The organism is Scytonema sp. HK-05, from assembly GCF_963872035.1.
Lineage (GTDB): Bacteria > Cyanobacteriota > Cyanobacteriia > Cyanobacteriales > Nostocaceae > Kalymmatonema.
In genome coordinates this window covers 13,366-26,224 of the sequence record NZ_CAWMYC010000013.1, presented here as the reverse complement: position 1 = coordinate 26,224, position 12,859 = coordinate 13,366, and the positions used below count along the sequence as shown (strand labels likewise).

Genomic DNA, 12,859 nt, shown 5'->3' with positions numbered 1-12,859 from the left:
CGCGGGTGCGTACCCCAACCCGTTGAGAATCATCGCTTTTATAACCTGACGACGCATTTATCTACACAAAACGCGCAACCCTTGCCCAACGGGAGAGCAGTCCCCTGGGCGTGGGAAACTCGCCTGCTTTCTCTGTCTCACCAAATCAAGCAGGATTTTTCGTGTTAATTAAAAATTTCTTCTAATAAACTGCTTGATTTGGCTGCCTCCATGATTAATCGTGGAGCGCAGAACGGATAATCGTAAAAGGGTTGGCACTTTCGGTGCAGGTTTTCCCCTCGACCTCGTTCATCTCATCACAGATGCACAGTGGTCAATATCCTGTACCCTTATATCAAACGGTGAAGCTGTCATGCTTCAAAAATACAATGCGAGTGCGATTGCCCTTTCGCCACTGCGCTCTGCGCAATCGTACCTGCGGAATCTGGGACGTAAAGCTATCAAGCAATTAGGTTACTCAGATCTTGCACCTCCCCGTACAAATTCAGGGAATGTAAAAAGATACGCAATAAGGACACCTGATTTTTGTTAGCTTTTATCGCTAAATTAAGGGTTTTAGTTTAATACTGAGTTATTCATTTACATCAATTTTTATTGGTACAAGATATGAGGTAAGCAACACAAGAAAGTTGCTGACAAACGCAAAGATTTCCACTTCAAAACAGCAAAGCAATTGCTGTCAAAAGATGACGTTGTTGTCCATGAAGACCTCGACGTTAAAGGGCTTTCAAAATCTCGATTAGCAAAATCTGTGTATAATGCCGGAGGGCACCCGCTTCCTGTCAACTCTAACCACCAAAGCCGAGAATGCTGGGTTGTTGGTAATAGCGGTGAATGCTTCTGGTACGTCACAAAATTGTTCTAGTTCTGGTACAAAAGTCCCTAAAAAGTTGCATGAACGCTGGCATTCTTGCCAATGCGGTTGTTCACTGGAGCGTGACCATAATGCAGCCATAAATATAAGAAATAGAGCGCTGGGGCATCGCGTTCTTAAAGCTCAGTTAATGTCCGACGGAATAGCCGGAGTCGCTGAGAAGCCTACACAGTATGCGATAGCATGACTTGTAGGAGTATGTCACAAGGTTTGTCTCATGATAGTGTCAATAGGTTTTTGCTACGAGAACGTTATGAGTCTGGCTAAGAACCCAGTAGCGTTGTCCAAAGTGAAACTCAGGTAAATCGTAGGCGATGGTCTTCATAATCGTTCTAATGTACTAAGGTTGGTTATTATTAAGTTTTTCATCTGTGTAAGGTTTTTTCTAATGAAGATCGATAATTTAAGGAAAAACTTAACGTGATTAGGAATGTATTGTTATACCAATTCTGTATGAAGGTGCGCCTTATAAAACCCCCCTGTAGTCCCCCCGAGTTCGCGGGGGGACGGCGTTAGCCGGGGGGGTAAAATACATTGCAGCTTCACGCAGAAACGGTATTACATAACTAGTGCAACAGCGCGGAAATCATTCGTCAGTTAGGTAGAATAGTAGAGAGTTGCATTCAAACAAAAAAATTCCCAGGTCTAAAACCGCAAGGGATTATTATCAGCGTGCGAGAAAAGCAGATTTTAGAAAAAATAGCACGGCATCAGCACAGTTCCCAGCAATTAGTGCGACGCTCTCAAATTATCCTAAAAGCGGGCGATGGTTTAAACAACCAGCAAGTTGCAAGAGTTTTGAGCATTCACCGCGAAACGGTAAGGCAATGGCGTGAGCGGTGATTAGCGGCGGTTGAGCGATTGTTAAGTTTTGAAGCTAAGGCAAATGATCAGCACCTTAAAGTGTCACATATCCTGCAATTATGTCTGACCAAGAGGAATATAAGTATAGGCTGTAAAATATATAACATAAAAATTTGACCTGACATGCCTACAGTCAGGCGATCGCTTCAGACGGGAATAGTTGTGAAAAACTAAAAAAAGAAGTCTGGCGGACGCCTTACCTAAGCTTGACTTTATCCATTTTCCAACAACGCGATCGCATACGCTAAAAGCCTTATGGTACCTAGACTTTGACTTTTTCAATATCAGCAAAATTACTGCTCTAGGAAAAACTTTTTGCCACAAAGCTATAAATACGAGCTACTACCTGAAACTGCACAGACATTTATCTACCTCGCTATGATCCGAATAATAGTAAAGCGATTGGCATAAAATTTGCACCTTCTTAACTTTTCAAACATCCTCTAAGTTCAACCTTAACTCAAAGTTTTTAGCTGGTGATACTTCCCTAAATTGTAAAAAATGCATAAAGAGATGGTTCTCATTGATTTCTAACAGTGCAGTGCAAAGAAGAATGATTAGGATGGCAGCACTTTCACTATCGATGGAAACCCAAGTCAAGTTCTTCATCAAAGTTTTTGGTCTTATCATACAAGCAAAGCAGTTTAGTGGCTCTTTGTGTTACAAAAAAACTCTGGCTGTAGAATAGTAAAACCCATGTACAAGGTGGAGAAAAACTATGAATCAGGGTAATTATGCGTCCCTTGACCAAAATGGAAACTCAACAGTATACAAAAACGCTGTTTTAGATGATGTAAAACTTCAAGATGCTTTAAAAAGCATCAATCCGAAGTTTGGAGATTTTTGTACTCGCGTAGCAGGTGAAGCATGGGGACTTCCGTTAATTGACCAAAAAACCAAGGCATTAATAACAATTGCTGTTGATGTTGCTAATCAGGATCAAGTAGGAACTGGTAGCCCTTTTGCAGCACACGTGAATATGGCTATGCAACAAGGAGCTACACGTGCAGAAATCGAGGAAGTCCTTTTGTTCATGTGCGTTTATGCAGGATTCAATAAGGGTGCAGGGTGCTTTGGTACCCTTAATGATATTCTCGGTCCAACCAAAAAGATAGCAGAATGATTTAGTGCACGACCAAGAGCTTGGACACCAAATCATAAGCTACTCCCGAATCGCCAGCTATATTACCTAATTTTTTAACTGCACGAGGCAAGAGAGGACACACAGATATGAGCGTCCAACTAGCGGCGTGTTTACCACAAGTGAATCATGCAAAAAACACATTTGGCTTAATTCCCTGAACACCTTGCTATATAAAGGTTTCAAAATGTGTTTTCTAGGAGTGAATCACTATAGGTAATCTTAGATCGGGAAGGGAGTAATATGCATCCAAGTTGCATATATGTAAGGTACATTACGCTATCGCTAATGAACCAAGAACCACACACACTTTACTATCTAAAAACAGCCGAGTAAAAAGTTTACATCCATTCGAACAGTACAATTTCTATCAATATCGCTGGGGTTTCAGATGCAAACGCGAACCAACTACTACAAAGAACTATCCGCAGACTATTCAAAGCCAGGGCTGGTTCCCAAAGAGTTAGGAGACAAACTCCTTGAGGACGCTGAAAAATACATTTCTTTTCGTGAAGAAAATTTACCAGATATTACTCCAGAATATACCTTAGCCCAAATAGAACAGGAAAACAAGGAATGGTGGCCTACCCACTGTGAAGCCTTGCGACGAGGGAGGGGAGATATTCTAGCAGGTGAATACGCCACTAATCTAGTATATCTGTGCTCTGATGGACCTTTTTTTGGTAGAGCAGCCGGGACAGAGAGAGAGGCAAATTGGTGGGCAATTATTGCCCAGCCTAATGTATCAATGACTTGGCCTTTCGTTATGTTTCACGGGGAAGTCGTCTACTTTGAATGGAACTGTTTGGATGAGGAAACGAATGAAACAATCGCCAAGGGAAACGTTACCTGGCTCCGACGCGGACACAGAGGCGCATGTTACTTAAAATGCGAACAACTCACATTTTACCGCGATGTGTTTGCACCGAGTACATGGCTGAAGTTGATCCGGCGTTAATAGGAAATCTGGCAAGTCACTAGATAACTGCATTGGCTAAAAAGCTGTCGAAACTAAGTATAAAGGAGAGAGAACACAATGGCATCTACAGCTTCTAAAACTTTGGGAAAAATAGGTGTACTCATTGAGGATCACTTTGATGAAATTGAGTTTCGAGCATTTAATAAGTTTTTCCCTGCAAATGGATACGAGGTAGAGTACATATCCCATCTTTGGAACCAAGAGCAATTGACCTTTAGGGGTATTGAATTAACAGAAGAAGTCACTGTTACGGTAGAAGTGAACGATATTGAGCCTACCGATTATGAAGGCATTATTCTCATCGGTGCATATGCTATGGATCGTCTTCGCTATCAAGAGCATCTTAAAAAGGGTCAACCTAATCAATCTCCAGCTGTCAAATTTCTCCGCAAAGCTGTAAAGGCTATGGATGCTGGCAGATTAAAAATTGGTACTATCTGTCATAGTCTTTGGCTGTTTTGTGCTGATCCAGAACTGCTTAAGAATCGTGAGGTTACTTGTGCCCATAACATCCTTTGTGATGTCCAAAACGCCGGAGGCATCATTATCTTCGATGGTGATGGAACTAAGAACATACATATTGATGACAATCTCATCACAGCAAAACATCCTAATGTAGTCACTGACTTCATGGAAGTCTTCTTAAAGGCTATTAACGAGCAGAAACTACAGGTAGTTACCAGGTAAAAAACCAGGATTAAAGAACCGAGTCTTTCATGTGGGAAAGAAAAACCCTGCTACCTCCTGAGCAGTCCTGTTGGATTGTCTGTGGCTACGTTAACGCTACTAGCCACATTCAGATACTTCGGATCGCAAATATTCCCAATTGGTACTTTGAGCGAGTTATTTTCCCAGAACAACGTTTTTGGTTTGAAGCACCGCCCGACGCCCAGCTGGAAATTCACACGAGCATGATGGTCAGTGCAATTCTCTCAGATAAAATTCCGTGCAACCTTTTACGTATCAACTAATTGTGAGTCAATTACCAATTGACGCTCCAAAATAACAAGAGGGGCAAAATGATTAAAACACTTCAATATCAAGCAAAATCAGCTACAACAAAGTACCAAGTAGAAGTAGGACGTTCATATCCTTTAGGTGCAAACCCTGATAAAGATGGAGTCAACTTCTCAATCTTTTCCGAGCATGCCACATCTGTAGAATTGTTGTTGTTTGAGCAACCTAATGACCCAGAACCCATACAAATTATTCAGTTAGACCCAAAGCTCAATAAAACGTTCTTCTTGTGGCATATTTACGTAAGAGACTTAAAACCCGGCGCTGCTTACGCTTATCGCATTGATGGTCCTCAGAATTTACACGGGAAAGGATACCGCTTTGACAAAAACAAAGTACTGATTGATCCCTATGCTAAGGGAAACAGTAATAAACTTTGGAAGCGCACTGATGCTTTAGGGTCAAAAGATAACTTGACTACCTCAATGCGTAGTGTAGTTATCGATATATCGAATTATGACTGGGAAGGCGATCGCCCTCTAAACCGACCCATGAATGAAAGTATCGTTTATGAGTTGCATGTTCGTGGATTTACTAAATCACCTTCCTCTGGCTGCAAATCTCCCGGTACTTTTGCTGGAGTTATCGAGAAGATTCCTTACTTACAAGAGCTAGGAGTCACTGCTGTTGAATTATTACCAATATTTGACTTTGATGAAACGGAACTTCTTCGAGAAGTCAATGGTAAACAACTGAAAGACTACTGGGGATATAACCCGCACAGCTATTTTGCCCCAGAAACCTCGTATTCTGCTTCTCCTAGTGAGAAAGACCCAATCACGGAGTTTCGGGATATGGTCAAGGCATTACATAATGTGGGAATTGAGGTCATCCTAGATGTGGTCTTTAACCACACGAGTGAGGGAAACCATCAAGGTCCTACTATTAACTTTAAGGGTCTTAGCAATAGCATATTCTATCACCTAGTGCCCTTCGACAAGCAGTACTACATGGACTACTCTGGGTGCGGAAACACTATCAACTGCAACCATCCTTTAGTACAGAAGTTGATTGTAGATTGCCTGGAATTTTGGGTGAAAGAGATGCACGTTGATGGCTTCCGGTTTGATGAAGCCTCAATCCTATCCCGTGACCAAAACGGAGTTCCGATGGTTCATCCACCGGTAGTATGGCAAATTGAAACATCCGAAATTTTAGCTGAGACAAAAATCATTGCTGAAGCTTGGGATGCTGCTGGACTGTATCAAATTGGCTACTTCCCAGGATATCGTTGGGCGGAATGGAACGGACGCTTCCGAGACGACGTTCGGCGCTTTATCAAGGGAGATCCAGGACTGGTTGGGGCAGTTGCTTGGCGCATTTCCGGAAGTGCCGACCTTTACCAAGCAAGCGGACATTTACCAATTAACAGTGTAAACTTCATCACTTGCCATGATGGATTTACTCTCAATGATTTAGTTTCTTACAACTATAAGCACAATGAAGCCAATGGTGAGGACAACCGGGATGGAATAAATGACAATTTGAGCTGGAATTGTGGTCTTGAAGGAGAGACTGATAATCTAGAAATCGATGCATTGCGTCGGCGACAGATTAAGAATTTCGCAGCCATTCTCATGCTATCCCAAGGTGTACCAATGTTTGTGGCAGGTGATGAAATCAGGCGTACTCAAAAGGGCAACAACAACGCCTACTGCCAGGATAACGAGATTAGTTGGTTTGATTGGAATCTTGTGGAGAAGAACACTGATATATTCAGGTTCTTCAAACTGATGATTAATTTCCGTAAGTGCTATTGTCACCCAACATTACGCCGCCGCCACTTCTTCAACGGCGAAGTTAACGAGCGCGGTTTAGCGGACATCTCTTGGCATAGCTTAAATTTGTTCAAACCGGATTGGGATAACCCTGATGCCAGAGTTCTCGCTTTTACATTAGCAGACTTTGATGGAGGAGCAGATATTCACGTCATGCTTAATATGTACTGGGATACTCTCAAATTTGAAATTCCTTCTATTGCTGTTAGGAAATGGTACAAAGTCGTAGACACTGCCCAGCCTTCCCCTATGGATATTCTAGAACCGGGACAAGAGACTTTAATTTCAGAGGATGGCTGTTTTGTTCAAGGTCGTAGCATTGTTGTTCTCATTTCAAAGTAGTTTTCCAGTTAGTAACTAGGCGTAAATAAACATAACTAGAAGGACTGTTAGTTGTTAAGTGGTAGTTGTTAAAAGCAATTAACAACTCACCACTAACTACTAACTACTAATTAGGGTAAATACGTTAACTTATGCCGAGTTACTGAATCAATATTACATTTTTGGAGATAATCCAATGAATAACATTACCTTCCCGTTCTCAGATTTAATTGCTGGATATGTTACCACTTTTGATGAAAAGAAGGGAGCTTTTGGAACTTTCAATCTTAAAACGTCTGATGGAAGGGAGTTTGAGGTAGCACTGACCTCAATGACTTATGCTGAGCTAGTGCGGAATCTAGGAGAGCCTTATTATGATTGCACTGTTCAAATGAGAACAATGTTGGTAAGCGATCGCTACCTTTTCGCGTATGGCACTTTCTTTCCTGAGGCTGGCGAGCATAAGTTTGAAGCCAAACATATCGTTTTCCTTGGCAAGACGGAAAGTGAGTATGTATTTGAAAAGCAAGACTGGTGGGTCAATCAAGTACGAAACCTTGCCAATTTTTACCTAAAAGCGCAGTTTGAAGATGGAGAAATTGACTATCGGAATTATCGCACCAATGTTGGTTTAGTTGGTACAAAAGAAATAAGCAATCGTCAAGAAACTGACACGATTTCACGCTTAGTTTACGGTTTTGCTACAGCCTACCTGATGACTGGGGATGACCGTTACCTAGAGGCTGCCGAAAAAGGCACCGAATATCTGCGTGAACACATGCGCTTTCTAGATGAGAGCGAAGGAATTTGCTATTGGTATCACGCAATTGATGTGAAGCCAGATGGTACTGAGCAGAAAATATTTTCCTCAGAATTTGGGGATGACTATGACGCTATTCCAGCTTATGAGCAGATTTATGCACTAGCTGGTCCCACCCAAACTTACCGGGTGACAGGCGATCCACGTATCATGAACGACATTGAATTAACCGTAAATCTGTTCAAAAGCTATTTTCAAGATAAAACGGACAAAGGAGGATTTTTCTCACACATCGATCCAATTACTCTCAGCCCCTATAGTGATACCTTGGGTCATAATCGGGCGAAAAAGAATTGGAACTCGGTAGGTGACCATGCCCCAGCGTACCTGATCAATCTTTGGCTAGCAACTGGTAAGGATGAATACGCTGATTTCCTTGAGTACACCTTTGACACGATTGAAAAGCATTTCCCAGATTACGATCATAGTCCGTTTGTTCAAGAGCGTTTTTATGAAAATTGGAGCCATGACACAACATGGGGATGGCAACAGAACCGAGCAGTTGTGGGTCACAACCTCAAAATCGCCTGGAATCTAATGCGGATGAACCACCTGAAACCAAAAGAAAAGTATGTTGCTCTAGCTGAAAAAATTGCAGACATCATGCCTGCGGTTGGCAGTGACCAACAGCGTGGAGGGTGGTACGATGTGGTAGAGCGCATCTTAGAACAGGGGCAAAAAGTACACCGCTTTGTCTGGCACGACCGAAAAGCTTGGTGGCAGCAGGAACAAGCCATATTAGCCTACCTCATCTTGGCTGGCTCACTTGATAAGTCTCAGTATCAAAAATTAGCACGTGAATCGTCAGCTTTTTATAACTCTTGGTTCCTGGATTACGCATCTGGGGGTGTCTACTTCAATGTTTTGGCAAATGGAATTCCCTACTTGCTAGGAACTGAGAGGGGAAAGGGTAGTCACTCCATGAGTGGTTACCACTCGTTTGAACTGGCGTACTTGGCTTGTGTTTATACTAACCTGCTGCTTACTAAGAAGCCAATGGATTTGTATTTCAAGCCAAAACAAGGAGGTTTCAAAGATAATATCCTGCGGGTTCAGCCAGATATTTTACCCCCTGGCAGCGTGTACATTAGCGAAGTATGGATTAATGGGCAATCGTATTCCGACTTTGATGCCGAAAACCTGACAATCAAACTGCCATCTACTCAGGACGAACTAAAAGTTAGAGTTCGAGTTATTCCCACTCAAGTATTTTTCAATGCAACCTTGTTAGAAGTCACCGAAGGTACTGCCAAAATATCTTTAAGCGGCTTACTAGATGCCAATGCTGTAAAGCTGTTTGAGGAAGAGTTGGAGAAAGCAACAGCCCAGTCAATCAACCGCTTGGTCTTGCTACTACAGGATTTGAAATGTATAAGCGCGGCTGGTCTCCGGTATCTGATTTTCACCAAGCAAAAACTGGGTAGCAATATTGATATCTATGTAGTTGGCGCTAGTGAGCATGTCTTGGATTTTCTGAGGAAGGGCGCATTCTGTGAGGGTGTCACTGTTTTGGAGCAGTATGACACTGTTGAAATGGCCATAGTGTAAATAAGGTCAACAGCCTCTTAAGTTTGTTATTCAAGCTCCTAAGAAACACATTTTGTGACCCTTATTTACTAAGGTTTTCAGCAAATTGTGTTTCTTTCATATTTCACTTGCGGCGTACTGCTAGGAGCGAGATTCACCTAGAACACTCGAGAGGAATCCAAATACATGGCGACTAGAGAAGAAAATTGTGTCTTTTGCTAAATGTTGCTTCAAGCAGCATTTTTAACGAACTTATGGCTAAACCTGTAATACTGATATTGGACGACGATTCGGAAGTTTTGCAAGCACTCGAACACGACTTACGAAGTGAATACGGCAACCGCTTCCGATTGCTGCGAGCAAACTCAGCTTTGATGGCCTTAGAGGTGCTAAAAAAGTTGAAATTGCGTAACGATTCAGCAGCACTGTTCCTTGTAGACCAGCGAATGCCACAGATGACTGGTGTGGAGTTCCTAGAACAGGCAATGGAAATCTTTCCAACGACCAAACGTGTCTTGCTCACGGCTTATGCAGACACGAATGCGGCTATTCATGCCATTAACAAAGCAAAGATTGATTATTACCTGTTGAAGCCCTGGAACCCCCCTCAAGAGCGTTTATATCCCATGCTTAACGATTTGCTTGAGGTTTGGCAGGCTTCTTTCCGCCCACCGTTTGAAGGTGTTCGCGTTATTGGTTCCCGTTGGTCGCCTAAATTGCATCAAGCCAAAGATTTCTTAGCTCGCAATCATATTCCTTACCAGTGGCTAAACATTGAGTCAGAGGAGGCACATAGCCTAATTAGTTACACTAACTGTGATATTAAACAGCTGCCGGTAGTCCTGTTCTCGGACGGCTCACATCTTGTGGAGCCAACAAATATCCAAATTGCTGAGAAAATAGGACTAAAAACACGCCCCAAAATGCCGTTTTACGATTTAGTTATTGTGGGTGCTGGTCCGGCTGGTCTAGCGGCAGCTGTTTATGGGGCATCTGAGGGACTTCGCACAGTGTTGATTGAACGAGAGGCTCCAGGAGGACAGGCGGGAACCAGTTCTCGAATCGAGAATTATCTCGGTTTTCCAAGTGGTCTCACTGGCGGTGATTTAGCTCAGCGTGCTGTCGCACAGGCTCAGAAGTTTAGAACAGAAATTCTCTCTCCGCAAGAAGTTACTGATGTTCGTTTGCACAACCAATATCGGTTCATAACCCTAGCAGACGGTTCGGAACTCAGTACTCACACGTTGATTATTGCAACTGGCGTATCTTATCGCAAGCTCAACGTGCCTGGAAGTGAAAGGTTGACAGGTGCAGGGGTGTACTATGGAGCTGCAATCACCGAAGCGCTTAGCTGCCAAGGGGAAGACGTCTTTGTTATTGGTGCAGGCAATTCGGCTGGACAAGCTGCTATGTACCTCTCTAAGTACGCAGGCTCTGTTACCATTGTTGCACGCGGGGACTCACTCAAGAAAAGTATGTCTCAGTACCTGATTGAGCAGATTGAGGAGACTGAGAATATTGCAGTAAAGCTATCAACTCAGGTTATTGAATTGTTGGGCAAAGAGAAGCTGGAGGCTGTAGCCTTTTCTAATTTAATAACTGATGAAGTCGAAATTCTTCCCACCAATGCTCTATTCAACTTTATTGGTGCAAAACCGCATACTGACTGGTTGGAAAGCGTTGTAGAGCGTGATGAACATGGATTCATTTTCACTGGAGTTAACACATTACGAAACTGGATGCCTCCGAAAGGATGGACATTAGAACGCAGTCCTTTTTTTCTTGAGACTAGCGTGCCAGGTATTTTCGCCATTGGTGATGTGCGTCATCAGTCAGTGAAACGAGTCGCTTCGGCGGTCGGCGAAGGAGCGATCGCCGTTCAATTAGTCCACCAATATCTTGCATCTTTATAGCAACATTCCAGGTTGTCGCCATGCTTGAAAAATTGCGTAAGGTATCGGTTTTTGAAAACTTAACTGAGAATGAGCTTGAGTGCTTCCTAAACGGTACTGAATTATGGCTGAATCCAGGAGACATACTGTTTCAGCAAGGAGATCCTGTAGAGTACTTCTATGTAGTATTTGAAGGAGCCATCCAGCTTTCACGAGAGATTGTTAACCAAAAAATTGTATTGGCTACATACGGTACTGGTATGTTCTTTGGTGAAGTCCCTCTCCTTGCAGGTACGCTTCACCTTGCCAGTGGGCAAGCAGTGCGTAGAAGCCATATGTATTGTCTGCACGAGAATGATTTTTGGCAAATGATTACCATATGCCCCTCAGTTAGAAAAATTGTTCTCGGTCACATGGCAAGCCGAATGGAAGAGTTACAATTGTTATCTCAGCAACACGAAAAGCTTGTTGCTTTAGGTACATTGTCCGCAGGTCTTGCCCATGAATTAAATAATCCAGTATCAGCAGCACATAGAGCCGCAGGACAGTTGCACGATACAATTAAATCGTTGGATTCTGTTACACTGAGATTTATTGAGCAATATCTTACGCCAACTCAACTAGAGTACCTTTTGGCTCTCAGACAAGTTGCCATTGAACACGCTGCTAAACTCAACCTTTGCGACCCTTTGGTTCAGAGTGATTGGGAAGATGAACTAGCGCATTGGTTGGAGTTACATGGTGTTGCCAATGGGTGGAAACTCGCTCCTACTCTCGTTGCCGGTGGATTTAACACTCTCAAGTTAGAAGTCATTAGTGAGCATTTAGCAGCTAATACACTTATCGATGTGCTGACTTGGCTCGAGACAACGCTGACTATAGCAGGGCTATTGAAGACGCTGGAGCAGGGTACTGCTCGCGTTTCCGAAATAGTCAAGGCTATTAAGGAATACTCGTACATGGATCGGGCTTCCGTGCTGAAGGTAGATCTGCACGAAGGTCTCGAAAATACCCTGACTATTTTGCGTTATAAGTTGAGAAAGCATAATATCGTGGTGATTCGCGAGTATGAAGAAAACCTGCCGTGCATTCTCGCTCATGGAAGTGCACTAAATCAGGTCTGGACGAATCTTATTGACAACGCCATAGATGCCTTAGGTGAACAAGGTACAATTTGGGTGCGTACTTCCAAAGACAAAGATTATGTTGTTGTGGATATTGTAGACAACGGACCAGGAATCCCCTCTGAGATTCAGTCTCGAATTTTTGAGCCGTTTTTTACAACTAAGGAGGTCGGTTCAGGGACGGGGTTAGGTCTGGAGATTTCGTATCGAATTGTAGTGACTCAGCATAACGGAGACATTCGCTGCTTTTCTAAACCAGGTCAGACATGCTTTCAGGTGCGTCTGCCCATCAACAATTCTTAAACTCTTAAGAAACACATTCTCAAACCCTTATATAGCATGCTTTTTAAGCAATCAAGGAAAATGTGTTTCTTTCATACGTAACGGGAGCGATTGCCCAAGGGGCACTGCGCGGGAGCGCAATCGCCGCGCTGGTAAGAGGCTCACATCTTGCACTAAGAAAAATTGATGGTATTTGATCACTCTGTGAATAAAGCGCGTGTTATCTCTTGATTAACTGTT

The 12,859-nt window shown here is 42.9% G+C and carries 9 protein-coding genes and 2 pseudogenes; all 11 read left to right on the top strand.

Annotation, left to right across the window (positions count from 1 at the left end):
- Nucleotides 1-610 precede the first annotated feature (610 nt).
- Nucleotides 611-1,061: pseudogene (locus AACT52_RS03180) on the top strand (RNA-guided endonuclease InsQ/TnpB family protein); the annotation flags it as partial.
- Nucleotides 1,062-1,546: 485 nt separating this feature from the next.
- On the top strand, nucleotides 1,547-1,717 hold the full coding sequence (locus tag AACT52_RS03175) for a helix-turn-helix domain-containing protein (RefSeq protein ID WP_158054549.1): 171 nt from the start codon (nucleotides 1,547-1,549) through the stop codon (nucleotides 1,715-1,717).
- A 583-nt stretch (nucleotides 1,718-2,300) separates the two neighbouring features.
- Nucleotides 2,301-2,426 carry a hypothetical protein gene (locus AACT52_RS03170; protein WP_272937072.1) on the top strand — a complete coding sequence of 42 codons (126 nt, stop codon included), beginning with the start codon at nucleotides 2,301-2,303 and terminating at the stop codon, nucleotides 2,424-2,426.
- Nucleotides 2,427-2,456: 30 nt separating this feature from the next.
- The gene (locus tag AACT52_RS03165) at nucleotides 2,457-2,861 is read left to right on the top strand and encodes a carboxymuconolactone decarboxylase family protein (RefSeq protein ID WP_073629315.1); all 405 of its coding nucleotides are present in this window, start codon (nucleotides 2,457-2,459) and stop codon (nucleotides 2,859-2,861) included.
- 409 nt (nucleotides 2,862-3,270) lie between these two features.
- Complete coding sequence (locus AACT52_RS03160; RefSeq protein ID WP_073629313.1) at nucleotides 3,271-3,837, top strand: hypothetical protein; 567 nt, start codon at nucleotides 3,271-3,273, stop codon at nucleotides 3,835-3,837.
- Nucleotides 3,838-3,915: 78 nt separating this feature from the next.
- A complete protein-coding gene (locus AACT52_RS03155; RefSeq protein ID WP_073629311.1) occupies nucleotides 3,916-4,545 on the top strand; it encodes a DJ-1/PfpI family protein in 630 nt (209 codons plus the stop codon).
- A 29-nt stretch (nucleotides 4,546-4,574) separates the two neighbouring features.
- Nucleotides 4,575-4,826, top strand: a pseudogene (locus tag AACT52_RS03150) (DUF1830 domain-containing protein); the annotation flags it as partial.
- Between the two features lie 51 nt (nucleotides 4,827-4,877).
- The gene (glgX, locus tag AACT52_RS03145) at nucleotides 4,878-6,995 is read left to right on the top strand and encodes a glycogen debranching protein GlgX (protein WP_073629309.1); all 2,118 of its coding nucleotides are present in this window, start codon (nucleotides 4,878-4,880) and stop codon (nucleotides 6,993-6,995) included.
- A 175-nt stretch (nucleotides 6,996-7,170) separates the two neighbouring features.
- The gene (locus tag AACT52_RS03140; RefSeq protein ID WP_073629307.1) at nucleotides 7,171-9,342 is read left to right on the top strand and encodes an AGE family epimerase/isomerase; all 2,172 of its coding nucleotides are present in this window, start codon (nucleotides 7,171-7,173) and stop codon (nucleotides 9,340-9,342) included.
- Nucleotides 9,343-9,575: 233 nt separating this feature from the next.
- Nucleotides 9,576-11,234, top strand: coding sequence for an FAD-dependent oxidoreductase (locus AACT52_RS03135; protein WP_073629305.1), 1,659 nt, complete (start codon nucleotides 9,576-9,578; stop codon nucleotides 11,232-11,234).
- A gap of 20 nt (nucleotides 11,235-11,254) precedes the next feature.
- Nucleotides 11,255-12,640, top strand: a complete 1,386-nt coding sequence (locus AACT52_RS03130; protein WP_073629303.1) for an ATP-binding protein — start codon at nucleotides 11,255-11,257, stop codon at nucleotides 12,638-12,640.
- Nucleotides 12,641-12,859 lie beyond the last annotated feature (219 nt).

What these genes read in the sequence shown, in the direction of transcription:
- AACT52_RS03170 (WP_272937072.1), top strand. Translation starts at nt 2,301, where the DNA reads ATGGCAGCACTTTCACTATCGATGGAAACCCAAGTCAAGTTCTTCATC.
- AACT52_RS03155 (WP_073629311.1), top strand. Translation starts at nt 3,916, where the DNA reads ATGGCATCTACAGCTTCTAAAACTTTGGGAAAAATAGGTGTACTCATT.
- AACT52_RS03165 (WP_073629315.1), top strand. Translation starts at nt 2,457, where the DNA reads ATGAATCAGGGTAATTATGCGTCCCTTGACCAAAATGGAAACTCAACA.
- AACT52_RS03130 (WP_073629303.1), top strand. Translation starts at nt 11,255, where the DNA reads ATGCTTGAAAAATTGCGTAAGGTATCGGTTTTTGAAAACTTAACTGAG.
- AACT52_RS03140 (WP_073629307.1), top strand. Translation starts at nt 7,171, where the DNA reads ATGAATAACATTACCTTCCCGTTCTCAGATTTAATTGCTGGATATGTT.
- AACT52_RS03160 (WP_073629313.1), top strand. Translation starts at nt 3,271, where the DNA reads ATGCAAACGCGAACCAACTACTACAAAGAACTATCCGCAGACTATTCA.
- glgX (WP_073629309.1), top strand. Translation starts at nt 4,878, where the DNA reads ATGATTAAAACACTTCAATATCAAGCAAAATCAGCTACAACAAAGTAC.
- AACT52_RS03135 (WP_073629305.1), top strand. Translation starts at nt 9,576, where the DNA reads ATGGCTAAACCTGTAATACTGATATTGGACGACGATTCGGAAGTTTTG.